Genomic DNA, 26,511 nt, shown 5'->3' with positions numbered 1-26,511 from the left:
ATAATAAATAATGAAGTGTTATGGTATAATAAGAAAATGTAAATACATTTTAAATATTTTATGTAGGAGGAATTGAAGGTGGCAAAACCAAGTATATTTAGTAAGGATTATGAAAAAAAGATGAGAAGAAGAAGGAAAACAATCACCTTCATTGTTGTTATATCTGCTATTGTAGTAGTATTCATAGGAATATATATCCAAGGAATATTTAAGGATTTAAGCAAGGATAACAATGTAGTTAAAAACACTGCTACAAATCAGACTAATCAAGATGAAAAAACAAAAAAACAAGTAGAAGCACCTGCTAAGAAAGAACAGAAACAAGAAAAATCAGAAGGCTATGCAATTAATTTAAGTAATGGCAAAAGTGTAAATGCTGTATATGAAACTAAAAATGGCGATAAGATATTTAAGGAATTATCACCAGCAGGAACTAATACAGTTTATAGCATAAGTCCGTCAGGTAAAAATATGATAGTTTATGATGAGAAAGTTCAGGGTATTATACTTATAGATATAAATGGAAATAAACAAGATTTAAGTAATATGCAGTATACTGCAAGTAATGGAACAGTAATAACAAGAGATGCTCAAATTTCATCTCAGTCTAATTATGTATGGTGTTCCTCCCCAAAATTTATAGATGAAAATAACATTGCTTATATAAGTCAGCTTCCATGGCTTGGAAAATCCACAAAGTATGTTTGGATTGAAACAATAGCAAACAAAAATCATGTTCTTGTTCAAGGTATTGAGGGAGAAGATGTAAAGCTAGATAAAATAACAGATAAAGGATTAACAGTAATTTCAGATGGCAAGACTGTATATTTAACGCCTGATGGAAGTGTTAGTGAATAATTTTGGAGGACATAATGGAAATAGGAATATCATCAGCTAGTTTTTATCCTAATCTTAATACTGAAGACAGTATTAGTTTTATGAGTAACTTAGGATTTAAAAGCGGCGAAATATTTTTGAACAGTCCAAGTGAATATGAAGAGGATTTTATAAAAAGAATTTTAGAACAAAAATTAAAATATGATTTTAAAATTCATTCAGTTCATTGTCTATCCTCAGCTTTTGAACCATATCTTTTTGATGATTATAAAAGAAGAAGAGATGATATGCTGTTATGTTTTAAGAAAATATGCAGGGCGGCAAAGCTGTTAGGGGCTAAATGTTATACATTTCACGGAATGAGATGGAAGAATATAAATGATTTAAATTATAAGTTTATATTAGAAATATATAATCAATTAACATATTTAGCTATGGAAGAAGGTATAAAGCTTGCTCAAGAAAATGTATCCTGGTGCATGTCATCAAATTTAAGCTTTTTAAATAAGATAAAAGACAATGTAAAATATCCTATACATTTTACATTAGACATAAAGCAGGCCTATAAGGCACATGTGCCTCCAGAAAAATATATAGATGTAATGGGGAGTCTTATAGCCAATTTTCATGTAAATGATAGGGATGATAATAATATTTGTTTATTGCCTGGAAAAGGTGAAGTAAATTTTAAAAAAATATCTTGTAAATTAAAGGAAATAGGTTATAATGAAATAGGAATTATTGAAGTGTATAGTAATAACTATGATAATTATGATGAAATTAAAAATTCAAAGGAATTTTTAATAAGTCAAGTATAAATTAAAAAATAATTGTAAAATTTATATTTTTAGGTATATAATTATAATACAGAAATTTAAATTTTAAATATTAAATAACTCATAACATTAATTGAATGTATGTTAATACTTTAAAATGTATGTTATAATGTTGTGGTTAACATAAGCACGTATGGTGATTAGGAGGAATAGTGTAATGAATGCTAAAGTAGAAAAAATAGAAAATAATGTTGTAAAATTAGAAATAACAGTAGAGGCAGAAAAATTTAATGGGGCTATTAAAAAGGCATTTAATAAAAATGCTAAAAAGTTTAATATACCAGGATTTAGAAAAGGTAAAGCTCCAATGAATATAATAGAGAAGTATTATGGAAAGAATGTATTTTATGAAGATGCTATAAACTTCTGCTGTGATGATACATATCCACAAGCTTTAAAGGAAAATGACATAAAGCCAGTTGATTATCCACAGATAGACATAGTTCAAATAGAAGAAGGAAAAGATTTCATATATACAGCAAAAGTTACTGTTGTACCTGAAGTAAAACTTGGAGATTATAAAGGCATCGAAGTTAAGAAAAATGTATATGAAGTAAAAGAAGAAGAATTAGAAAATGAATTAAAAGCAATGCAACAAAAAAATGCAAGAATTGAAACAAAAGAAGAAGGATCAATCGAAAAAGGAAACTTAGCAGTTATAGACTTTAAAGGCTTTGTAGATAATAAAGCATTTGAAGGTGGAGAAGGAAAAGATTATGAATTAGAAATTGGTTCAGGTACATTCATAGATAACTTTGAAGATCAGTTAGTAGGTTTAAATAAAGGGGATGAAAAAGATGTTGTTGTTACATTCCCAGAACAATATGGTAAAGAAGAGTTAAATGGTAAAGAAGCAACTTTCAAAGTTACTGTTAAAGATATAAAGATAAAAGAATTACCAGCATTAGATGATGAATTTGCAAAAGAAGTATCAGAATTTGATACATTAAGTGAATTAAAAGAAGACTTAAAGAAGAAAATGGAAGAAGCAAATGAATTAAGAACTAAAAGAGAATATGAAGAAGCAGTTATTGATGCAGTATGTGCAAATGCAACAATAGATATTCCTAAAGTTATGATAGATAAAGAAATTGACAATATGTTAAAAGACTTAGAAATGAGATTAAAGTATCAAGGATTAGATCTTCAAACATATTATCAATATACAAACAATACAGAAGAAAAAGTTAGAGAATATATGAGAGAAACTGCAGAGAAGAGAGTAAAGACTGACTTAACTATTGAAGAAATATCAAAAGTAGAAAAAGTTGAGCCAACAGAAGAAGAACTTGCAATTAAAGCAACAGAAATGGCAAAACAATATGGAACTAAAGATATAGAAAAAACATCAAAATTAATCCTAGATTCACAGAAAAGTTATTTAAAACTTGATGTAATCAATGAAAAAGTAATAAAGATGTTAGTAGACAATAGTAAAGCAATAGCATAATATGTTAAAAGGATTAATTGCCAGGAGTTTTTCTGGCAATTAATTTTAAATTTAATAAATTTTTTTAATTTTAAATGGGTGAAATCATTATTAGGATTCAAAAAGGAGGAGAGAGTTATGAGTTTAGTACCAGTTGTTGTAGAACAAACTAATAGAGGAGAACGATCTTACGATATTTATTCTAGACTTTTGAAAGATAGAGTGGTAATGTTAACTGAAGAAGTTAATGATGTAACTGCAAGTCTTGTAGTTGCACAGTTACTTTTTTTAGAGGCTGAAGATCCTGACAAGGATATATATTTATACATAAATAGCCCAGGAGGATCAATAACAGCTGGAATGGCAATTTATGATACAATGCAATATATTAAACCGGACGTATCCACAATATGTATAGGAATGGCTGCTTCAATGGGAGCTTTCTTATTAAATGCAGGTGCAAAAGGAAAAAGAGTTGCACTTCCAAATGCAGAAATAATGATACATCAGCCACTAGGTGGATTCCAAGGTCAAGCAACAGATATAAGTATTCATGCTGAAAGAATACTAAAAATAAAGAAAAAGTTAAATACTATATTTAGTGAAAGAACAGGTCAGCCATTAGAAAAGATAGAACAAGATACAGAAAGAGATAATTTTATGTCAGCAGAAGAAGCTAAAGAATATGGACTTATAGACGAAATTATGGTAAAGAAGAAATAACCTTATAGAGAGGTGTAGAGATGGCCAAAATTGATGATAAAAAGCAATTAAAATGTTCATTTTGTGGAAAAACTCAAGATCAAGTTAGAAGATTAATAGCAGGACCAGGTGTATATATTTGTGATGAATGTATAGAACTTTGTTCAGAGATAATAACTGATGATTTTGAAGAAGATACTCAAGTAGATATGAGCTCACTTCCAAAACCAATAGAAATAAAAAATTATCTTGACCAATATGTAATAGGTCAAAGTGAAGCAAAAAAATCTCTTGCAGTAGCAGTTTATAATCATTATAAGAGAATAAATTCAAATGCAAATAATGAAGATGTAGAATTACAAAAAAGTAATATTTTATTGCTTGGACCTACAGGTTCAGGAAAAACTCTTTTAGCTCAAACTTTAGCTAAGTTTTTAAATGTTCCATTTGCAATTGCAGATGCTACAACTTTAACTGAAGCTGGTTATGTAGGTGAAGATGTTGAAAATATACTTTTAAAGCTTATTCAGAATTCTGATTATGATATAGAAAGAGCAGAAAGAGGAATTGTATATATAGATGAAATTGATAAGATTGCTAGAAAGTCTGAAAATCCATCTATAACAAGAGATGTATCTGGAGAAGGAGTACAACAAGCATTATTAAAAATACTTGAAGGTACAGTAGCTTCAGTGCCACCTCAAGGTGGCAGAAAGCATCCACACCAAGAGTTTATACAAATAAATACTACTAACATATTATTTATTTGTGGTGGTGCCTTTGATGGAATTGATAAAATTATTGAGGGCAGAACAAGAGTAAGTACTTTGGGATTTGGAGCTGAAATACAATCCAAAAAAGAAAAAGATATAGGAAAGCTTTTACAAGAAATAATGCCAGGAGATCTTTTAAAGTTTGGTCTTATTCCTGAATTTGTAGGAAGACTTCCTATAGTAGTAACTCTTGATGCATTGGATAAGAATGCGTTAATTAGCATATTAAAAGAGCCTAAAAATGCACTTGTTAAGCAGTATAAGAGGCTTTTTGAAATTGACAATGTTGAGCTTGAGTTTAAAGAAGAAGCTTTAGAAGCCATAGCAAATGAAGCATTTAAACGTAATACAGGTGCTAGAGGCTTAAGGGCTATAATTGAAGATACAATGAAGGATATAATGTTTGATATTCCTTCAAGAGAAGAAATTGCTAAAGTAGTAATAAATAAAGATACTATTGAAACAAAAAAGCCAGAGCTTATTAATGCAGAAGGAGATAAAAGAACTCCTATAAAAGTAAAAAAATCTAGATCGAGAAAAGGATCAGAAAGTGCATAATAGCACTATAGAAGAGTACTGTTTTTTATATTCAGTACTCTTTTTTTGTTTTAAATAAATTTTAATTAATAATTGGTAAAAAATTTATTATATAAGCTTTTTATAGAATATACAAAATGAAAAATGTGCATAATATGAAAGTAAAAGTAACCATGAATAGAATGATAATATTCTAACAGATAATTAAGGAATAAAGTAGCGGAGAGAGGTTTTTAGTAATGATGTACACTTTAATGATTATTGAAATGATATTTACTGTAGTTATGGGGCTTTATTTTTTCAATGCACTAAAAGGTCAAAAGTCAAATAGGATAGTTGTGGATAGAGAAAATAAAAAGGAAATGGAAAACTTAAAAAAACTACGAAGCATAAAGCTTACAGAACCTCTTACAGAAAGAAGTAGACCGTCAAGCTTTAGCGAAATTATAGGTCAAGAAAAAGGAATAAAGGCACTTCAAGCAGCACTTTGCGGTCCAAATCCGCAGCATGTAATAATATATGGACCACCTGGAGTTGGAAAAACAGCTGCAGCTAGATTAGTACTACAGTATGCTAAGAATAAAAGCTATTCGCCTTTCACTGGAATTTCAAAGTTCATAGAAATAGATGCTACCACTATAAGATTTGATGACAGAGGAATAGCTGATCCACTTATAGGTTCTGTGCATGATCCTATCTATCAGGGTGCAGGACCATTAGGGGTTGCTGGTATACCACAACCTAAACCAGGAGCAGTTACAAAAGCTCATGGAGGTATATTGTTTATTGATGAGATAGGAGAACTACATCCTATAGAAATGAATAAACTTTTAAAAGTATTAGAAGATAGAAAGGTTTTCTTAGATAGTTCATATTACAGTTCATCAGATGCTAATATGCCAACTTATATCAAAGATGTTTTCGATAATGGCCTTCCAGCTGACTTTAGACTTGTTGGGGCAACCACAAGGAATCCGGAAGAAATCACTCCAGCGTTAAGATCTAGGTGTGTTGAGGTGTTTTTTAGAGCGCTTACTCCAGAAGAAATTGAAACTATAGCTCTTAATTCTATAAAAAAGATAGGGTTTACTATAGAGGATAAAGCATGCAACATGATAGGGAAATATTGTCAAAATGGTAGAGATGCTGTAAATTTAATTCAATTAGCTTCAGGTATAGCACTAAATGAGGACAGAAATAATATTACAATAGAAGATGTGGAATGGGTAATTGAAAATGGACAGTATTCGCCAAGATTTGAAAAAACAATAAGTGATAAGCCTTCTGTGGGCTATGTTAATGGTTTAGCTGTTTATGGGTCCAATATTGGAGCTGTAATGGAAATAGAGGCCACAGCTAAAAAAAGCAGCATTAGAAAAGGAATATTAAAAATAACAGGTATTGTGGAAGAAGAAGAAATAAGCAGTCAAAATAGAAAAATGATAAGAACTAGTACTGCTAGATGTTCTGTAGAAAATGTAATTACTGTTATTGAAAGAAATTTTGGATTAAACTGTGATGAATACGATATACATATAAACTTTTCAGGTGGTGCACCAGTAGATGGACCATCTGCAGGTATAAGTATTGCTGTAGCAGTGTATAGCGCTATAAATAATGTTGCTGTAAACAATGAGGTGGCAATGACAGGAGAATTGTCTATACATGGAGATGTTAAAGCCGTTGGTGGAGTGAGTGCAAAAGTTCAGGCAGCTAAAAAAGCAGGTGCTAAAGTTGTTATAATACCAAGTGAAAATTGGCAGGAGAATTTTTCAAAGCTAGAAGGAATGAAAGTTATACCAGTTAAAAACATAAAAGAAGTAATAAAAATTTCATTAACAAAAGGAAAAGAAAAGTCTAAGTGCATAAATAATAATACGGATGTATTGGCAGCAGAATCGTTAAAAGCGTAAAAATCTAAGAGTATTTTAATGCTAAATTGTTTTTTTCATTAAAATACTTTTTTATATGGTTTTTAATATAAAAAATATAGAGTATTAGCACAGGTAACTAAAAAAATTAAACAAGTTAAATAGAATAATTGAAAAAAAGCTATTTTATGGGTATAATATATTAGTCTAATTATATATTAAATTATATTTATAGATATACAATATCATAATTAAGTTTTGTTAGTTGAGTTAATCAAAGTTAGAGTTTAGTTTTGATTTTATAGTGAAATTAAGATTTTGAAGTTGAATGTCTATAGTGTATGACAAATTTTTAAAAGTGAGGGGAGAAATAATGAATAAAACTTTAGAAGTTCTTCCTCTAATTCCATTAAGAGGCATTACTGTATTTCCATACATGGTTTTACATTTTGATGTAGGTAGGGAAAAATCTATAGTTGCTATTGAAGAAGCAATGCTTAATGAACAAAAAGTATTCTTAGCTGCTCAGAAGGAAGCTAAAATTGAAGAACCTGAAGAAGAAGATATATTTGTAATGGGAACTATTTGTAATATAAAACAAATTCTTAAGTTGCCAGGTGATACTATAAGGGTACTAGTAGAAGGGGAAAGTAGAGGAAAATTAGAAAGCTATGTTGAAAAAGAACCATTTTTAAAAGTTAAGGTAGAAAAGTTAACGGATGAGGATGGTATTAAGGATAACAAGTGTGAAGCGCTTGTTCGTTCAATTAGAAAAAATTTTGATGAGTACATAAAGCTATCAGGAACTATACCACTAGATACTATAGTTTCATTAGAAGAATTAAATAATCCAGGAAGACTTGCAGATGTTATAAGTTCTTATCTTATGCTTAAACAAGAAAAAAAGCAGGAACTTTTGAATTCTTATGAAGTAGAGGAAAGACTCCAAAAGCTTTTAGATATATTAGTTAATGAAGTTGATGTATTAAAGATAGAGAGAAAAATAGGGATAAAGGTAAAGAATAAAATTGATAAGGTACAAAAAGAATACTATCTAAAGGAACAATTAAAAGCTATACAAGAGGAACTTGGAGAAGAAGACGAAGATAAAAAAGAGATAACTAAATATAAAAACAAAATAAGTAAAGCAAAACTTCCTAAGAATGTTAAAGATAAAGCTTTATATGAATTAGAAAGATTAAAAAGCAATGGCAGTTATTCAGCTGAGAGTGGAGTAATAAGATCATACCTTGATTGGATACTAGATCTACCTTGGAATAAACAAACCGAAGATAATTTGGATATAAAGTCTGCTAGAGCAGTGTTAGAAAAAGAACACTATGGTCTTAAGGATGTAAAAGACAGAATAATTGAATATTTAGCTGTTAAAAAAATGAGTAATTCTTTAAAAGGACCTATACTTTGTCTTGTAGGACCTCCAGGGGTTGGAAAAACATCTATAGCTAAATCTATAGCGCATGCTTTAAATAGAAACTTTGTTAGAATGTCATTAGGTGGAGTGAGAGATGAAGCTGAAGTAAGGGGACATAGAAAAACTTATGTAGGAGCTATTCCAGGAAGAATAATATATGGAATGAAGCAGGCAAAGTCTAAAAATCCTTTATTTTTATTAGATGAAATAGATAAAATGAGTAATGATTTTAAAGGTGATCCAGCAGATGCACTTTTGGAGGTATTAGACAGTGAACAAAATAGTACATTTAGAGATCATTACTTAGAATTAGAATTTGATTTATCAAATGTATTATTTATAACTACAGCTAACAGCTTAGAAAATATACCTGGACCATTATTGGATAGAATGGAAGTAATAGAGGTTTCAGGATATACTAGTGAGGAAAAATTTCATATAGCAAAGGAACATTTAGTAGCAAAAGAATTAAAAGCACATGAAATAGGTGATGATAAAATAAAGATATCTGATTCAGCTATACAACTTATAATAGATAGTTATACAAGGGAATCAGGGGTTAGAAGCTTAGAAAGAAAGATATCTTCTGCAATAAGAAAAGCTATAGCAGAAATTATAGAAAAAGATAAGGAAAGAATTGTACTTAATTCAAGTAAAGTAAAATCTTATTTTGGACCTGAAATATTTACTTATGATAAAGCTGATGAAGAAGATAAAGTTGGAGTAGTAATGGGAATGGCATGGACAGGATATGGTGGAGATACTTTACCTATAGAAGTAAGTGTTATGCCTGGAACAGGAAAGTTAGAACTAACTGGTAAGCTGGGAGATGTTATGAAAGAATCTGCTAAGGCTGGATATAGCTATGTTAGAGCTAATGCACATAAGTATGGAATAAAAGGTGACTTTTATAAAGATAAAGATTTACATATACATGTTCCAGAAGGTGCCGTACCTAAAGATGGTCCATCAGCAGGGGTTACAATGATAACTGCAATTATATCTGCTTTAAGCGGCATGAAGGTTAAACATAATGTAGCTATGACTGGTGAAATAACTTTGACAGGTAGAGTTCTTTCCAATAGGTGGACTTAAGGAGAAAAGTTTAGCAGCTTTTAGAGCTGGAATTACTACTATAATAATACCAAAGGATAATGAAAAAGATTTGGCAAAAATACCAAAGACAGTTACAAGCAAGGTAAACTATATAATGGCAGATAAGATAGATGTTGTTTTAGAAAATGCCTTAGTTAAAAATGAGTAGGTGAAAGTGAAAATATGGAAATAAAGCAATCGGAATTTATAATTTCTGCAGTTGCAAACAGTCAATATCCTCAAGATAATAGGGTGGAAATAGCTTTTGTAGGAAGATCTAATGTAGGAAAATCATCTTTAATAAATACTTTAGTTAATAGAAGAAAGTTGGTTAAAGTTAGTGGTACCCCAGGAAAGACTAGGTTGGTAAACTTTTTCTTGATAAATAATGAATTTTACTTTGTTGATTTACCTGGATACGGATACGCAAAGGTTTCAAAATCAGAAAAGGAAAGTTGGGGGAAAGTAATTGAAAGATATTTAACAGGAAGAGAACAATTAAAAAAGGTTGTACTTCTTGTTGATTGTAGGCATAAACCTAGTGAAGATGACATAATTATGTATAAGTGGATAAAGCATTATAACTATGATGCCCTTATAGTAGCAACTAAAATAGATAAATTAAAAAAAGCTGAACTTAGAAAAAATCTTAATGTCATTAGGGATACTTTTCAATTAAGAGAGGATGAAAAGATTTTAACTTTTTCTTCGTTAAAAAAGTTGGGTAAAGAAGAGCTTTTAGATGCAATTGAAGAGTGCGTAAATGGTTAGTTGCTTTAGGGTGAGGATATAAAATAAGGAGGATATACAATGATAAAATATAGCATTATCAAGAATTTACTAGTATTTTTATTTGTTTATGTTCCTCCACTTGTAATTTTCATAAGATTTTCTAGGGAAAGAAACAAAAGTAAGATAGTATTATTTCTAATAGCAATATTTTATATGATATTATCTGTATTTACTAACAATCTTTTACCTTTTATCCTTACAGCAATTAATATTAAATATTTAAGAGATGCAAATAGATCACATAATTTTTATAAAGATCAATGTTCTTTGTGTCTTTCAAAACACAATTTTAAAGAAACTATAAGCAGTAGATTAAGTAATGATTTTATAAGATTTGGGTTTACCAGGAAAAAGTTCAACATAGTTTCAGCTATAAAATCAGCAGCTTTTTCCTATATGGTAATATTTATGATTTCTATTATAGAAAAAATAATTATTTCTATGTTTAGTGTACAGGTTAAAGATCAAGAAGTAGTTACAGAGATGTCTAATATGCCGTTAAATAAATTCATAATATTAATTCCAATAATTATAATTTTTGCTCCAGTTGTTGAGGAATTTGTATTTAGATGGTTAATATTTGAAAAGATATTTATACCTAGAATAGGGATTTATTTCTCAGCATTAATAAGCAGTGTGATTTTTGCTTTTATACATTTTAATTTAAAAGCATTTCCTTTAATACTCTGGATAGGATTATATAATTGTTATCTAATAGAGAAGAAAGGTTATTGGTATTCTGTATTTAATCATTTTACATTTAACCTTGTAACTACTATGGTATTGTTAGCGCAAAAATTGCCTGCAATTTAAATATAAAAATAGACATATATGGTTTATTACCGTGTATGTCTATTTTTCGTACTTAAATGTAATAATTTTTCGTACTTAGAAATTATTTTCTATATTTTATGTGAAATACACTAAAAATTTCATTAAAAATACCGATATAATTAAATATTAGGATAAAATTATATTGGGGGTAAAAAAGTATGTCTAAAATTTCTCATTTAATAGAAATGATAATTACATTACAATATAAAGGGCTTACTACTGCTACAGAATTAGCAGAAACTTTAGAAGTTGATAAAAAAACCATATATAGATATATAAGTAGTTTAAATAAGGCAAACATACCAGTGCATACCAAGAAAGGAAGGTATGGTGGATTTTATATAGATCAAGAATTTTTCATGAAACCATCAAAACTTAGTGAAGAAGAGCTGCAGGCTTTACTTATGTCTGCGCAAATACTTACCAAAGAAAATGGATTTGTTTATGAAAGTGAATTACAAAAAGCTGTTACAAAGATAAAAAGTTTGTATATAAATTCAGATAATGAATTAAATTATTTAAATGAAGATGGGAATTTTAAAATTAATGAAGTTGGCAGCTTACAAAATCTACAGGACAAAATATCTCAAATAAATTATGCTATGAGTAGAGGAAGAACTTTAAGTATAAATTATTTTTCCATAAATAGAAACAACTTAACTATAAAAAAAGTAGATCCATATAATTTAATTTTTAGAGAAGGTTCATGGTACATAATAGGATATTATTATAAAAATGATAAAGTTGAAACATTTAAGGTATCAAGAATACAAAACTTAAAAGTAACTGAGGAAATATATATGATACCCCATACTTTTTCCTTAAAAGAATATTTAGATGAAAATTGGGCAATTTTTAAAGGAGATAAAAATAAAATTATAATAAAGTTTGATGAAAAGGTTTCGGAATTCATAAAAAACGGAAAATGGCATCCTAATGAACAAATACAAAATCTAGAGGATGGTTCTGTATTATTAACTATTTATTTAGACGAATTAGATGAAATAAAAAGTTGGATATTAGGATTTGGAAAAAATGCAGAAGTTATAGAACCTGTAGAATTGAGAGAAGAAATAAAAAAGGAAATAGAATATATTTATAAGAAATATTAAAAAAATTAATTAAAGTTGAATAAAATTTTTACAAATGGGATATTATAATAAATGTAATTGGGAGATATGATCTCCTAAGGTATCAAACAAGTTACATATAAGTTTGTTTGATACTTATAACCCCCCATCCCCCTTGGGACCGTAAAACGGTCCCTTTTGTTTTTACTTAAAATAAAGAAGAAATTTTAAAATGGTAATTATCTTTACTATTTTCATCAGGTGTTAGTAAGAGATTTATAGTGTAATTTTTTATTGTTTTTTTATCTAAATTTGATATGCCTCTGAAATTTAGAGTCCAATATACTTCTGACACATCTCCATCCTGATTGCATTTATTTTCTTTAAATATACTGTCTTGAAATATATAGGTATTATTTTCTGAAGAAAGTTTTGATATTGATTGTAATTCTCTATTCGATAAGTTACTGCTAAAAATATCTTTAGGTTTAAAGTTTTCAGTACCAGGAAGCCCTTGTACGAATTGAATAAAAGTACATATAGTATCTGCACCCATAAAAGTAGTATTATTTTCATAGTTATAATTTTTAAATTTATAATTTAAAAACATATAATTTGAAAGACTAATAGTATTGTCTTGAAATTTGCCAGAGATAACCTTTGGAGTTTTGTTATTTTTGCAATCAATAAAGCCTAAAATATTATTTGAATTTGAAAGTACATTATCAAACTTTTCATAATTCCAAACAAAAACGTATTGAAGAGGGTTGTCTTTGTTTGAAGTTTGGATAAATATCTCAGGAAGTTTATCTCTGGATACATCCATAAGAGTTATTCTCATAGGCCAATAGGATGAATAATTACATAAGGTTGAAGAATTTTTATATGTTGTAATAGGGAAAATTTTATTTTTAATTTTAACATCTACAGAATACTTATCGTTATTTTTCCTAACTGATAGTATGTCCTCTTTTCCATCACCATCAAAGTCAGCTTTTAACATTTTGTCTTCAGAAATGTTAGTAAAAGTTGGTGAGTAATGTCTTGATAAAAGTAATACAGCTATCAGTATAAAAAGTATCAAAGTAAATGCTATAAAGTAAATATATTTCTTTTTTAGAAATATGACTCTAAATTTCATATGTTTCACCTCCACTTAATTATATGAAATTATTATATATTTAATTATTATGTACAAAATAAAATTAGAAGTACTTTGTAAATAAAAAAATTTTAATATTTAACTTTTGCTAGAAAGGAGGTAACAAAATTCTATGATTTTTAGAAAAAAGGTTACAGCAATATTTTTGATATTATTATTTGCTATCAATAGTATCGCCTGCAATAAGTCCAAGGATCTAGAAAAAGAAAAGCAGTTAAATGTATATGTGGATTTAAAAGATAAAGAATCCTCAAGTATATTAAAATCAGCTATAGAGGAATACAAAAAAGATAATGCTAAAGTTAAAGTAAGTGTTAATAATGTTATAGGAGGTAAAATAGAGGACGATATAGCTAAAAATGTAAATGCTGATGTAATAGTTACTTCTAGAAGCAATATGATTAAATTGAGTAGAAAAGGTTTATTAAGCGATATAGGAAATTTTTATGATGAAAATAAATTTAGTGATAGGTACTATACTGTAGTGAATGCTTATGGAAGATTCAATGATAAGTATTATGGAATAGGTTTAATTCCCTATACTATGGAGGTATTGTATAATGAAGATTCTTTTAAGAAGCTGAATTTAAAAGTCCCATCTAACATGGATGAATTAAAAATTATATTAAAAAGTTTAAATGATATGTCAATAAGAGTTCCTGTAATTATAACAGAAAGTTTAGATATAAATAGTGCGTTAGCTTCCATGATAATAAATAATAAAGTTAGTATGGGAAAATTAGAAAGTAAATATGATAGTGGAGCTGAATTTTATAAATCTTTAAATGAAATGCAGCAAGCTTTTAATGATATATCAACATTTGTAAAAAAGAATAATATAAATAAAAATACTTTTGAAATTGGAAATGATAGTAGTATAAATAAGTTTGTAAAAGGTGATATACCTTTAATTATAAGTTCATCATATTACTTTAAAGATTTTAAGAGTGAAAATATAAAAGTAGTTGATAATTCCTTGAACGGTGGCTCTTCAAAAATAAATGTTCCTGTTATTTGTAATTCTATAATTTGTGTACCTGTAAATAGTAAAAACAGTGAGGAAACAAACAGTTTTATAAAGTTTATAGTAAGTGATAATTTTCAAAAAAAACTTGTAGGTGAGGGACTTGTCAGTGGAAATAAAAAAGTCAATAGCTCTATAAAATCAGGTGTTAAATCTGCAGTGGTAAAACATTTGCAGGAGAGTACGGAAAATAACATAATATTTGTTGAGAATATTCCTGAAAGGTTAAAAAGTGCTATATCTTCTAAAATGGATGAAATGTTATCAGGAAAACAAAGTACAAAGATGTGGGAAGATATTGTAAATGAAGCATATCGATAGATAGTTATTCACATAGCTAAATTTTTTAGCACAAAATAAGAAAGCAGCTAATACAGCTGCTTTTTTAATAAGTCTCTAAGCATTATCTTTACAGGATTTGCAAATGCCATAAAAGTATACTTGGTTTCCAAGAACTTCATATTGAGTATAATTTTTAACCTTATCATTTAGATCAGAAAAGCAAATTCCCTCAATATCATCTACTTTTCCACAGTGAAGGCATTGTATATGTGGATGGGGCATAACATTTCCATCATATCTAAAGTTTCCTTCACCCACATTAAGTTCTTGAACAAGGTTTACGTCAACTAAAGTTTTTAAAGCCTTATAGACGGTCGCAAGACTCATAGTAGGATATTCTGGTTGGAGAGCCTTGTATATTATCTCAGCAGATGGATGTTCCTTCGTTGATTGTAAAAATTTATATACTGCAATTCGCTGAGGTGTAAGTTTTAATTTTTTTTCTCTAAAAATACTAGATAAGTTATTCATATACACCATCCTTATTATATAATTAATTATATTATATAATAAAAATTATCAAGTGTCAAAAATAATTTTATGCTAATGATTACTATCAAGTTTTCGGTATTAAAATATTAAACTACTATTATATTTTAACATTTTAAATTTATTTTAATAACATATTTAATAAAAAAGTGTAGAAAATATAAATATAAGTTTTTGTTAGATTCAGTTAAATATATATTAAGTATTTAAACTTTGTAAGGGCATTGAAAAAATATTGAAAGAAGTGATCAAATGCAGAAAATGCTAAAAAATAAACTACTGATATTTTTTACAATATTTTTTATCCTATTTATATTTAGCATTAAATTTGTAAATAGTCAAATCTTAAATAAGGGTAAGGAGAACATTTCTGAATTTAATGGATTAAGTATGAAAAAAGATTCTATATTAATTAATTTTGAAAATAAAGCATTGAACTTAGATTTACCTATATATGTACAAAATAATAGATATTATTTGCCTATAAGTGAAATACTTAAAAAGATAGAAGGAAAAGTTTCTATAAGGAATGGTATTATAAATATTCAATGGAAGGATGATGATATAGTAATTGATACGAGCAATAATAAATTTATTGCTAATAAAAAACAATATAGCTTAAAAAAGAAAATTATTACACAAGATAATGTAGTATATGCATCTATGATTGATTTTGCTAGATTTTTAGATTTAAAAACTTATTGGGATATACAAAATAAGACTATATGTTTTTACAAGAATAGAGAAGAAACAGTTAAGCCTTTAGAACAAGTTGGAAGTAAAGCAGCTTTAATAAGGTTGGAAGACATTACTGCAGGAGGATTATATTCTTCTAAGGAGTCTTTGGAAAAACTGAGAATAATATCAGATTATTTATATAAACAAAGCATACCATTCCATATAGCTTGGGTTCCTAGATATATAAAGCCTTCTGAAAGTATAGATAATGATATTTCAGAAACTTATAGTATGTATAATGCAGATTTTCTATTTACATTAGATTATTTTATGGAAAAGGGTGGTATTATGGGATTGCATGGATATACACATCAATATGGAAATACTACAAGCATTGATGGATTAGAATTTCATAGGAGCAAAAATGATAATATTCCAGGAGATAAAGCTTATTCAAAAGAAAGAGTAGATAAGGCTTTGAATTCTGCAAAAAAGTTAGACATAGAATGTAATTTTTTTGAAACACCTCATTATGGAATTTTAAAGAATCAGCTGAGTATTATAGAGGAAAAATTTAATTATATATACCAACCTTATTCGGAAGATGGAGGAATAACATCATGTGAAAATATTTATGAAGTTAATAATAACGAAAAAAAGGCAATCTATATTCCTACACCTCTTGATTATGTGGATGGTAAAAAAGATTGTGATAATATGATACATAAAATAAGAAAACTTTCTAGAAATTTATTAGGCAGCTTTTTTTATCATCCTTATATAGAATTTGAAGATATAAAAGTGTATAGGGGAGGAGATGGTTATCCATATTATAATTATTCAGAGGATTCTGTGTTGCATAAGTTAGTCAAGGAATTTAAAAATAAAGAATACAAATTTTATAGGATAAATGATGTTAAATGTTATTACTAGCGTAGGGAAATGTTAACTTTTCCGCTAAATATATAAAGATAGTTTATTTTTTAACAATTAAAAAAGTAAAAAAACACAATTTAACTAGTATTTTGCCAAAAATGTCCACAAGAACCTAATTTTTTTTATAAAGTGTCCGAAAACAAATTACATTGACAAATTTAGCTTGATTTAAAGCAAAAATAATGTTAAGATTTTATCGAGTAAAATATATATTATAATTTAATAGGAGGTAATCCAAAGATGGGGAAAAATGAATTAAAAAAGGAAATTGGACTTGTACCTGCTCTTGCAATCGTTATCGGTATGGTTATTGGTTCAGGTGTATTTTTCAAACCTAAAGCTGTATTTACAGCAACAGGAGCACCTGGATTGGGAATGGCTGCTTGGATATTAGGCGGAATTATATCTATAGCAGGTGGACTTACAGCGGCTGAAATATCTGCAGCAATACCTAGAACAGGTGGTATGGTAGCATATTTGGAGGAAACTTATGGTGATGTTTGGGGATATCTTTTAGGATGGGCTCAAACCATTATATATATTCCAGCAAATATAGCTGCACTTGCAATAATATTTGCAACACAGGTAGTATCATTATTAAGTTTAAGTGATTCTATGTTAAAGCCAGTAGCAATTATAGTTATTATATTCTTGATATGTATGAATGCATTAGGATCAAAAACAGGCGGAGTTATTCAAACGGTATCTACAGTAGGTAAACTAATACCTTTATTTGCAATTATAGTAGTTGGACTTATGAATGGTGGCGGTGGAGTGGTAAGATTATTACCAATAACAGCTGCTGAGCATCCAATAGCTACAAGCCTTGGTTCAGCACTAGTAGCTACAATGTTTGCTTATGAAGGTTGGATAAACGTTGGAGCTATATCAGGAGAAATGAAAAATCCTGGTAAAGATTTACCAAGGGCAATTGTTGGTGGGTTATCATTAGTTATGGCAGTATATGTAATAATAAATGTAGCATACCTATTTGTATTACCAGCATCTACTCTTGCTGCAACAAAAACACCAGCTGCTGATGTTGCAAGAATAATTTTTGGGCCATCAGGTGGAAAGATTATAACTGTAGGTATATTAGTGTCTATATTTGGAGCATTAAATGGATATATATTAACAGGAGCTAGAATACCATATGCAATGGCAACAGAAAATAAATTACCAGGAAGTAAGTGGTTAGCAAAGTTGCATCCAACTTTTAAATCACCTATAAATAGTAGTATATTAATAGGTATTGTATCAGCAATACTTGTATTTTCAGGTAAATTTGACCAGTTAACAGATTTATTAGTATTTGTAATATGGATATTCTATGTTATGACATTCTGTGCAGTAATTACTCTTAGAAAAAAACAACCAGATCTTCATAGACCATATAAAGTTCCACTATATCCTATAATTCCAGCTATAGCAATTTTGGGCGGAATATATATAATATTTAATACTTTATTTACTCAGCCTATGAATGCAGGATTAGGTATTGTGCTTACTTTAATAGGTTATCCAATTTATCTATCTAGAAAAAGTAAGTTTAAAAAATCAGATGAAGATATTGCTTAAAAATTAAATTTTACCTGTAGATAAGAAATTATCTACAGGTTATTTTTTTATAATGATTTGTTTATTTGTAATGTTTGCTATATAATTTATTTGTGAACTACAGAGATGAGGAGATTATATGAATTTATATTTTGTAAGACATGGAGAAACTGAATACAATAAAAGTAATTTTTATTATGGAAAATCTGATGTGTCAATTAATGAAATGGGTTTCGTACAGGCGAAAAAAGCTTGTGAAATGTTAAAAAATGTGAATTTTAATAGAGCATATATAAGTGAAATGAAAAGAACCAAGCAGACAGCAAAAATTATATTAGGTGAAAAAAAGTGTGATATAATTAAAGATTGTAGGTTGAATGAAAGAAATTTTGGGGAATTCGAAGGAAAGGATTATGATAAAATAAAAAAGCTTTATCCTGAAAATTGGAAAGCCTTTTGTGAAGATTGGAAAGATGCAGTGCCACCGGGAGGTGAGAGCTTTACACAATTTTATTTAAAAGTAAAGGATTTTATGGATAACATCCTAAAAATTAATGAAGATAATATTCTTATTGTAACTCATAGCGGGATTATAAAATCTGTATATTGTTATATTTTAGACAATAATTTAGATTTTTTTTGGAAATTTAGTTCAAAAAATGGTGATATAACTCTTATTAAGTATGAATATGGGAATATGTATATAGATAGCATATCACATGTTTAGTTAAAGGGTGTATCAAAAAGAAATAGGGGAGGTTATTATGAAAAAAATATTCAGTAGTTTTTTATTGATAATTCAATTCTTTACTAGAATACCTGTAAATATGAATTTACCTTGTGAAATGCAAGATTTTAAAAGAGGGTCTGTTTTCTTACCAATTATAGGATTAATAATAGGAACTATACAATGGATTGTATACAAAGCATTTGTAAATATACTTCCGGTTGATGTAACAGTAGTGTTAGTAATTTTAGTTGGAGTTATTGTCACCGGTGGATTTCATATAGATGGACTTGGAGATACCTTTGATGGGTTCTTTGCTTTTAAAGGTAATGAAAAAATAATTGAAATAATGAAGGATAGTAGAATAGGAACTTACGCATGTATTGCCACAATAATGAATTTTCTTTTTAGATATTCACTTCTAACATATATAGCTCCAAAGATGTCCATAGTTATTATACTATCTCCAACAATATCTAGGTTTTGTACTGTTTTTATAGCTTTTATAGGTAACACTGCTAAAAGTACAGGTACAGGAAATTTTCTTATAAGTAATGTAGGAAAAAAACAACTTTTTATAAGCCTTATAATGACTTTAGGAGTTTTATCATTAATAATAAGTTGGAAATATGTTGTGATTTTAATGATTTCAGGTGTAATTTTTACGTTTATGTTTAATTTATTTTGTAAAAGTAAAATAGGTGGACTAACAGGAGATACTCTAGGGGCAAGTAATGAGTTAAATGAGATACTTGTATTAATTATTATTACAGCAATAGTTAAAAATTTTGTGATATAGGAGTAAAAACATGGGAAAAGTAATTTTAGTTACAGGTGGAAGTAGAAGCGGAAAAAGTACTTTTGCAGAACAAATTTTGGAAGGCAAAGATAATGTGTTGTATATTGCTACAGCTAAGGCTACAGATGAAGAAATGAAAAAAAGAATAGAAATACATAGAAAGAATAGAAATCAAAAATGGTCTACATATGAGGGATTTAAAGGCTTAGACAAAGTTTTGAAGAAAGATACTAATAAGTATGTAATGTTAGAGTGTATAGGTACTATGATTACAAATTTAATTTTTGAAAAATATCATGATTTTGATAACATTTCAATGGAGGAAATAGCAGAATTAGAAAAGGAAGTAAAAGAGGAAGTGGCAAAGGTGATTTTTGCAGCAAGAGAAAATGATAAAGAAATGATCGTAGTTACAAATGAAGTTGGCTGCACTTTAGTACCAGAGTATAAGCTGGGAAGAATTTTTAGTGATATTGTAGGACATATAAATCAATTTATAGGAAGTTTAAGTGATGAAGCTTACATGATTACATGTGGATTTTCTATTAAGCTTAAATGATTAAAATGGAATTCATATATCTGCAGTTTGTTAAATTTTTTAATTCATCAATTTGTAAGGTACGAAATTGTAACTGATGAATTAAAAAATAATTTTAAATTATAAATAAGTAAAAATGAATAATAATACTTGATATAGGAATAACTAAGTATTACAATTACAATATGATACTGAATTTAAAAATTAAATAATTTTAACACAATATGCATATGATAAGTTTAGTATTGCAAATAAAAAAAAGTGAGGTATGTATTATGGAAAAAATAACTAAGGATATGACAATTGGAGAAATAATTAGAGCAAATCCAAAGGCTGCTGAAACTTTAATGACTTTTGGAATGGGCTGTGTAGGATGTCCTTCAGCACAAGCTGAATCATTGGCAGAAGCTGCTCAGGTTCATGGAATGGATATAGAAAATTTACTAAGAGCATTAAATGCTTTAGATAGATAGAAATAACTGTTAAGAGCAGCAATCAAAAACACTGGTATTTATAATTTAATTATAAATACCAGTGTTTTTGATTACATTTTTTCTTTCCAGAATATTTACAGTAAGAACAATTTTTATCACAAGACTCTAAGTGTATCATAGCATGAGTATTTTTTAAAGACTTTTCAATATCATCTTCTATTATATCGCATATATCATGAGCATCTTTTATAGTCATATCTTGAGGAAACACTAAATGTAAATCAATATATTTAGTGCGTCCGGATTTTCTAGTTCTAAGATCATGAAAATCACAATAGACAGCACTATGTTTATCTATAGAAGCTTTTATTGCACTTATTTGTTTATCAGAGAGTTTGACGTCTAAAAGTGGATCAAAAGCTGTTTTTAAAAGATGATAAGCTTCTTTTAAAATAAATATAGCAACTATAATAGCAACTACAGGATCCAAGAAGTGTAGTTTAGTAATCCATATTAACAGCAATCCGAAACCAACACCTAAAGAGGTATAAACATCTGCTTTTAAATGAAGAGCATCGGCTTCTAAAGCTATAGAATCTTCTTGTTTAGCAATTTTATATATCTTTTTTGATACCATATAGTTTACAAAAGCAGAAATAAACATAACTATGAAGCCTGTTCCTATTGAACCTACAGCTTCAGGGTGTAATAATTTTTTTACAGCTTCTACTATTATCCATATTGAAGCTGCAAAAATAAGAAGTGATTCTATTACACCGGATATATTTTCAACTTTTCCATGACCATATGGATGATCTTCATCTGCAGGTTTATCAGATATTTTAACAGAAAAAAAAGCAATGATTGCAGCAGCTAAATCCATAGTTGAGTGTATAGCTTCAGATATAATACTAACTGAACCAGTAAAAATACCTACAAATATCTTCATTATTATAAGACTTGAATTAGAAATTATAGAAAGTCTTGCAACTTTTACTTTTGAGTTCATTTTAAAGCCCCCTAAAAATTACAAGTAATTATCATTTGATAATTACTATAAGTATATAATAATTTAAAAAAGCTTAAAAGTCAATACATTTAATGATGAAATGTGTTATCAGTTGATAATGCGTTTTAATCTCTTTTGAGTTTTATATTTATTATTATTTCTAGAATCTTTAATTATATTTGTTGTGTATTGTAAATTAAAGTATAGGGTAAAATAATTTTGAGGTGAGTGTTATGTTAGCGAATTTAAAACAATTTTTGATAGGAAAGCCTTTGAAATCTGAAGAAATTCATCATGAAAAATATAGTGTGTTTAGGGGACTTCCAATACTTTCTAGTGATGCAATATCCTCTGTAGCTTATGCAGGAGAAGAAATTTTATGGGTCTTAATTCCTGTTATAGGTATATTATCCTATAAATATCTATTCTATGTAGCTTTAGCTATTGTAATGCTTTTATGTATTTTAGTATTTTCATATCGTCAAACTATAGATAGTTATCCAAATGGCGGTGGATCTTATAAAGTATCTAAAGAAAATTTAGGTACTACCTGGGCATTAATAGCAGGATCATCATTAACAATAGATTATATACTTACAGTTGCTGTAAGTGCTAGTGCAGGTACAGCTGCCATAACTTCAGCTTTCCCTAAAGCTTTAACTCACAAAGTCATTATAACTATGTTAATAATTATAATTATGGGGATAGGAAATTTGAGAGGAATAAGTGAATCATCTAAATTATTTAGTTTACCTACTTATTTATTTATAGCAGTATCTGTAATAATGATAGTATATGGAATAATAAAGTTTTATATTTTGGGTTACACTCCAACACAAGTGCAAGCTATTCCTGAAGCTACAGGTAATATAACTATTCTATTAATATTAAGAGCCTTTGCAGGCGGATGTACTGCATTAACAGGGGTAGAAGCTATTAGTGATGGAGTTCCTAATTTTAAAGAACCAGCTCAAAAAAATGCTAAAGTGGTTTTATTTTTTCTAACATTGATAATAATGATTATATTTGGTGGTATATCATATTTAGCTACATTATATAAAGCAGTACCTACTCTTGACAAAACGGTTGTTTCTCAAATAACAGAACAAGTATTTGGCAAGGGAATAATGTTTTATATAATGCAGATAGCTACAACATTTATATTAATAATGGCTGCAAATACAGCTTTTTCTGACTTACCTTTATTGTTATCATTTATAGCAAAAGATGGTTATGCTCCAAGGCAGTTTTTAACAAGGGGTGATAGATTAAGTTATTCAAATGGAATAATAGTTTTATCTTTTGCGGCTATATTTTTAACTGTACTTTTTAAAGGAGAAACTCATTTTTTACTGCCATTGTATGCTGTTGGAGTATTTATTTCATTTACTTTGTCTCAAACGGGTATGGTTGGAAAATGGATAAAGAGTAGAAAAGCTGGATGGAGGCACAAAGCTTTTATAAATGGAGTGGGTGCTTTAGTTACTTTAATTACGGCCATAATAATAGGGTATACTAAATTTTTACACGGAGCTTGGGTTGTATTTTTTCTTATACCTTTAATAGTACATTTGATGAAGAATGTAAGAAAACATTATGACGAAATTGCAGAGCAATTAAGTATGGAAAATCAAGATTTACCAAAATTTAATGAAAGAAAATTAAAGCATTTTATTGTCCCTGTTGGTGGATTAAATAAGTCTGTGCTTAAAACTTTAAATTATGCTAAATGTTTATCAGATGATATAGTGGCTTTTCATGTGTCGGTAGATGATGAGGAAAGTGAAAAACTTAAAAGAAAATGGGAAAAATATAATATAGCAGTTCCTTTAGTAATAAAAAAATCTCCTTATAGGGAAATTAAAAAACCTTTAATGAAATATATATTTTCAGAAGAATATCCTTCGAGTCCAGGGGATGTAGTAACCATAGTTATGCCACAATTTGTGGTTAGCGCTTGGTGGGGGAATATCCTTCATAATCAAACTGCACTAATTTTAAAGAATACTCTTTTAAGAGAACAAAATATAGCAGTTATTACAGTACCATATATTATAAAGAGTCAAAAGAAAAGTTAGTGAAAATTTAATTTGATTGATCCATACCTGCTTCTTGTATTATTAATATACTAATATTATAATAGTAAAATGAGGTTGAATTTGTTAATTTGACAGAATATAAGAATAGTAGGTGATTTTTTAATGCGTAGTGTAATGCTAACAGAATCAGGTAAGAAGAAGCTAGAAGAAGAATTAGAATACTTAAAGACTGTAAAAAGAGTAGAAATTAAGACTGCTTTGAAAGTTGCACGTGCTCAAGGAGATTTAAGTGAAAATGCTGACTATAGTGCAGCTAAAGATGATCAATCCATGACTGAAACAAGAATAATGGAGTTGGAACAACAAATAAAAAATGCTGTTATAATTGAAGATTCTAATGAAGCTGATGTATTTGGTATTAATAAAACAGCTCTTGTGAAATTCTATGATATTGATGATACAGAAGAAGTTACTCTTGTAAGTTCAGTAGAAGCAGATGCTAAAAACATGAAAATAAGTATAGAATCTCCACTAGGTGAGGCCTTATATAAGTTAAAAGTAGGTCAAAAAGTTGCTGTTCAGTCACCAGATGGAGAGTATGAAGTAGAAGTTTTAAAAATTTTAAACTAAAACAAAGTTCACTTCTTTTATTGAAGTGAACTTTATTTTTAATCTAATGTTTTATTAAACTTTTTCATAGTTGCCCCTATAATTATTAAAATTAAAATTAAAAGTGAAATAATAGGGTTTAAAAGATAAGAAATTCCTACTCCCTTAACGATTATTCCTCTTAATATTTGTAAAAAGTAAGTCATAGGAAGTACATTACTTATATAATATATTAATTTTGGCATGGATTCCCTTGGAAACATAAATCCTGAAAGAAGTACACTTGGAAGTAATAGGGCTATAGAAGCTTGCATTGCTTGAAGTTGATTTTTAGCCACTGTAGATATAAGCATACCCATTGCTAGGGAGCATATTAAAAATAAAGTTCCAAGAAATATTAATAGGGGAATACTGCCTTTTACGCTCACACCGAATATTATATTTCCTAAAATTAAAGCAATTATCATATCGAAAAATCCTATAATAGTGTAGGGAACAAGCTTGCCAATTATAAGTTCAAAGGAAGTAACAGGAGTCATAATAAGTTGTTCTATGGTACCTTTTTCTCTTTCTCTCACCATAGCAAAGGATGTAAGTATTACAGTTATGTTTTGTAAAATAAGTCCAATTACCCCGGGTATATTAAAATTACTACTTTCTAGAGTTGGATTATAGAGTACTAAAGGTTTTAAATTTGGATTCTTAACATTTACAGGTTTTATTTTTAAAGAATAATTATTTACTATAAGTTGAGAATAAGACATGGCGGTTCTTGCTATAGTAGGATCAGACCCATCTACCAAAATTTGAATTTCTGCTTGAGAATTTCTTCTTAAATTTTTTGTGTAATCAGGTGGTATTATTAATCCGACTTTTACTTTACCCATGCTTATATATTTTTCAACTTCTTCAGAAGAATCCATAGATCCATAGAGTTTAAAATAGTAAGAATTAGTAAATTTGCTTAAAAGTTCTCTGCTTTCAAGTGTTTTGCTTCCATCATAAACTGCTAGGTTTACATTATTTACATCGGTATTTACTGCAAAACCAAATAATAAAAGCATCATAATTGGCATTATTAAAGCTATAACAAGACTTGCCTTATCTCTTTTTATGTGTATAAATTCCTTTTTAGTAATGGTAAGTAATCTTTTATATTGCATAAATATCACCCTCTTTTAATCAGATACTTTTAAATCATTAAATGAAGATATAATCTGTCGATTAGAGAATCTTTTAACATAGTTTATAAATACTTCTTCTAAGTTTTTTGTATTATGTTCTTTATAAAGGTTTTCTGGAGTATTTATAGTAATAAGTTTGCTGTTATATATAAATCCGATTATATCGCAGATTGATGCTTCATCCATATAGTGTGTAGTTACTAAAACTGTGATACCACCTTTAACAAGCTCAGTGATTGTATGCCAGAACTCCCTTCTTGAAACAGGATCTACGCCTGCAGTAGGTTCATCTAATATAAGTAAACTAGGATTATGAATTAATGAGCATCCAAGTGCTAACCTTTGTTTCCATCCACCAGATAAAGTTCCGGCTAAATTTTTTTCTTTACCTTTTAAATTTGCCATTTCAATAAGCTCAATTTTTCTTTTTTCCAGGAGTTTTTTAGGTAGCATATATATATTTCCGTAGAACTCCAAATTTTCTTCTACAGTTAAATCTTCATAAAGACTAAATTTTTGAGACATATATCCTATGTTTTGTTTAATTTTTTCCGTATCTTTTATAAGATCGTAACCTAAAACTTTTCCTTCACCGAAGGTAGGTTTTAGTACTCCACAAATCATTCTGATAGTAGTAGATTTTCCTGAACCATTTGGACCTAAGAAACCAAAAATTTTACCTTTAGGAATATCGAATGATAAATTATCTACTGCTGTAAAGTCATCAAATTTTTTCGTAAGACCTTTTATAGAAATGGCATAATTCATAATATTGT

23 protein-coding genes and 1 pseudogene are annotated in these 26,511 nt (G+C 28.4%); 19 read left to right on the top strand and 5 right to left on the bottom strand.

Features of this window, described 5'->3' with window-relative positions:
• Positions 1–78 precede the first annotated feature (78 nt).
• The 10 genes and pseudogenes from HBE96_RS26300 (at position 79) to HBE96_RS10990 (ending at position 12,250) form a co-directional block, all read left to right on the top strand.
• Positions 79–858, top strand: a complete 780-nt coding sequence (locus HBE96_RS26300) for a hypothetical protein (protein WP_342590174.1) — start codon at positions 79–81, stop codon at positions 856–858.
• Between the two features lie 14 nt (positions 859–872).
• On the top strand, positions 873–1,655 hold the full coding sequence (locus tag HBE96_RS11030; protein ID WP_169297824.1) for a sugar phosphate isomerase/epimerase family protein: 783 nt from the start codon (positions 873–875) through the stop codon (positions 1,653–1,655).
• A gap of 175 nt (positions 1,656–1,830) precedes the next feature.
• The gene (tig, locus tag HBE96_RS11025; protein ID WP_169297823.1) at positions 1,831–3,123 is read left to right on the top strand and encodes a trigger factor; all 1,293 of its coding nucleotides are present in this window, start codon (positions 1,831–1,833) and stop codon (positions 3,121–3,123) included.
• Between the two features lie 117 nt (positions 3,124–3,240).
• A complete protein-coding gene (clpP, locus tag HBE96_RS11020; RefSeq protein WP_169297822.1) occupies positions 3,241–3,825 on the top strand; it encodes an ATP-dependent Clp endopeptidase proteolytic subunit ClpP in 585 nt (194 codons plus the stop codon).
• 20 nt (positions 3,826–3,845) lie between these two features.
• Positions 3,846–5,135: an ATP-dependent Clp protease ATP-binding subunit ClpX gene (gene clpX / locus HBE96_RS11015; protein ID WP_169297821.1), complete on the top strand. Its 1,290-nt coding sequence runs from the start codon at positions 3,846–3,848 to the stop codon at positions 5,133–5,135.
• 218 nt (positions 5,136–5,353) lie between these two features.
• Complete coding sequence (lonB, locus tag HBE96_RS11010) at positions 5,354–7,027, top strand: ATP-dependent protease LonB (RefSeq protein ID WP_169297820.1); 1,674 nt, start codon at positions 5,354–5,356, stop codon at positions 7,025–7,027.
• Between the two features lie 331 nt (positions 7,028–7,358).
• Positions 7,359–9,681: pseudogene (gene lon / locus HBE96_RS11005) on the top strand (endopeptidase La).
• Positions 9,682–9,695: 14 nt separating this feature from the next.
• Positions 9,696–10,283, top strand: coding sequence for a ribosome biogenesis GTP-binding protein YihA/YsxC (yihA, locus tag HBE96_RS11000; protein ID WP_169297819.1), 588 nt, complete (start codon positions 9,696–9,698; stop codon positions 10,281–10,283).
• A gap of 39 nt (positions 10,284–10,322) precedes the next feature.
• Positions 10,323–11,117 carry a CPBP family intramembrane glutamic endopeptidase gene (locus HBE96_RS10995; RefSeq protein ID WP_169297818.1) on the top strand — a complete coding sequence of 265 codons (795 nt, stop codon included), beginning with the start codon at positions 10,323–10,325 and terminating at the stop codon, positions 11,115–11,117.
• A gap of 179 nt (positions 11,118–11,296) precedes the next feature.
• The gene (locus HBE96_RS10990) at positions 11,297–12,250 is read left to right on the top strand and encodes a helix-turn-helix transcriptional regulator (RefSeq protein ID WP_169297817.1); all 954 of its coding nucleotides are present in this window, start codon (positions 11,297–11,299) and stop codon (positions 12,248–12,250) included.
• 166 nt (positions 12,251–12,416) lie between these two features.
• Here the strand turns inward: HBE96_RS10990 and HBE96_RS10985 are convergent, their stop codons facing one another.
• Positions 12,417–13,349: an FG-GAP repeat domain-containing protein gene (locus HBE96_RS10985; protein ID WP_169297816.1), complete on the bottom strand. Its 933-nt coding sequence runs from the start codon at positions 13,347–13,349 to the stop codon at positions 12,417–12,419.
• A 133-nt stretch (positions 13,350–13,482) separates the two neighbouring features.
• Here HBE96_RS10985 and HBE96_RS10980 point away from each other — a divergent pair, with 133 nt between their 5' ends.
• Positions 13,483–14,715 carry an ABC transporter substrate-binding protein gene (locus HBE96_RS10980; RefSeq protein ID WP_206154900.1) on the top strand — a complete coding sequence of 411 codons (1,233 nt, stop codon included), beginning with the start codon at positions 13,483–13,485 and terminating at the stop codon, positions 14,713–14,715.
• Between the two features lie 75 nt (positions 14,716–14,790).
• Here HBE96_RS10980 and perR read toward each other — a convergent pair whose 3' ends face one another.
• Positions 14,791–15,207, bottom strand: coding sequence for a transcriptional regulator PerR (gene perR, locus HBE96_RS10975; RefSeq protein WP_169297815.1), 417 nt, complete (start codon positions 15,205–15,207; stop codon positions 14,791–14,793).
• 408 nt (positions 15,208–15,615) lie between these two features.
• Here perR and HBE96_RS10970 point away from each other — a divergent pair, with 408 nt between their 5' ends.
• The 6 genes from HBE96_RS10970 to HBE96_RS10945 all read left to right on the top strand — a co-directional run bounded on the left by HBE96_RS10970 (position 15,616) and on the right by HBE96_RS10945 (position 20,933).
• Positions 15,616–16,836: a DUF2334 domain-containing protein gene (locus HBE96_RS10970; RefSeq protein ID WP_243186905.1), complete on the top strand. Its 1,221-nt coding sequence runs from the start codon at positions 15,616–15,618 to the stop codon at positions 16,834–16,836.
• Positions 16,837–17,079: 243 nt separating this feature from the next.
• Positions 17,080–18,417, top strand: a complete 1,338-nt coding sequence (locus HBE96_RS10965) for an APC family permease (protein ID WP_169297813.1) — start codon at positions 17,080–17,082, stop codon at positions 18,415–18,417.
• A gap of 118 nt (positions 18,418–18,535) precedes the next feature.
• Entirely contained in the window at positions 18,536–19,123 is a 588-nt protein-coding gene (cobC, locus tag HBE96_RS10960; RefSeq protein WP_169297812.1) for an alpha-ribazole phosphatase, read from the top strand.
• Positions 19,124–19,160: 37 nt separating this feature from the next.
• Complete coding sequence (gene cobS, locus HBE96_RS10955) at positions 19,161–19,922, top strand: adenosylcobinamide-GDP ribazoletransferase (RefSeq protein ID WP_169297811.1); 762 nt, start codon at positions 19,161–19,163, stop codon at positions 19,920–19,922.
• Between the two features lie 10 nt (positions 19,923–19,932).
• The gene (cobU, locus tag HBE96_RS10950) at positions 19,933–20,481 is read left to right on the top strand and encodes a bifunctional adenosylcobinamide kinase/adenosylcobinamide-phosphate guanylyltransferase (RefSeq protein WP_169297810.1); all 549 of its coding nucleotides are present in this window, start codon (positions 19,933–19,935) and stop codon (positions 20,479–20,481) included.
• Positions 20,482–20,735: 254 nt separating this feature from the next.
• Positions 20,736–20,933, top strand: coding sequence for a DUF1858 domain-containing protein (locus tag HBE96_RS10945; RefSeq protein ID WP_169297809.1), 198 nt, complete (start codon positions 20,736–20,738; stop codon positions 20,931–20,933).
• 49 nt (positions 20,934–20,982) lie between these two features.
• On the opposite strand, the gene HBE96_RS10940 is transcribed toward HBE96_RS10945, so the two are convergent.
• Positions 20,983–21,903: a cation diffusion facilitator family transporter gene (locus HBE96_RS10940; protein WP_169297808.1), complete on the bottom strand. Its 921-nt coding sequence runs from the start codon at positions 21,901–21,903 to the stop codon at positions 20,983–20,985.
• Between the two features lie 233 nt (positions 21,904–22,136).
• Here HBE96_RS10940 and HBE96_RS10935 point away from each other — a divergent pair, with 233 nt between their 5' ends.
• Together HBE96_RS10935 and greA are read left to right on the top strand one after the other, a co-directional pair.
• A complete protein-coding gene (locus HBE96_RS10935; protein WP_169297807.1) occupies positions 22,137–23,981 on the top strand; it encodes an APC family permease in 1,845 nt (614 codons plus the stop codon).
• 123 nt (positions 23,982–24,104) lie between these two features.
• Positions 24,105–24,572, top strand: a complete 468-nt coding sequence (gene greA / locus HBE96_RS10930; protein WP_169297806.1) for a transcription elongation factor GreA — start codon at positions 24,105–24,107, stop codon at positions 24,570–24,572.
• Positions 24,573–24,610: 38 nt separating this feature from the next.
• Here greA and HBE96_RS10925 read toward each other — a convergent pair whose 3' ends face one another.
• Entirely contained in the window at positions 24,611–25,714 is a 1,104-nt protein-coding gene (locus HBE96_RS10925) for an ABC transporter permease (protein WP_169297805.1), read from the bottom strand.
• Positions 25,715–25,729: 15 nt separating this feature from the next.
• A complete protein-coding gene (locus HBE96_RS10920; protein WP_169297804.1) occupies positions 25,730–26,503 on the bottom strand; it encodes an ABC transporter ATP-binding protein in 774 nt (257 codons plus the stop codon).
• Positions 26,504–26,511 lie beyond the last annotated feature (8 nt).

The organism is Clostridium muellerianum, from assembly GCF_012926525.1.
GTDB classification, from domain to species: Bacteria; Bacillota; Clostridia; order Clostridiales; family Clostridiaceae; genus Clostridium_AM; species Clostridium_AM muellerianum.
The sequence above is the reverse complement of the archived record's forward strand: the minus strand, read 5'-3'. Positions and strand labels throughout refer to the sequence as shown.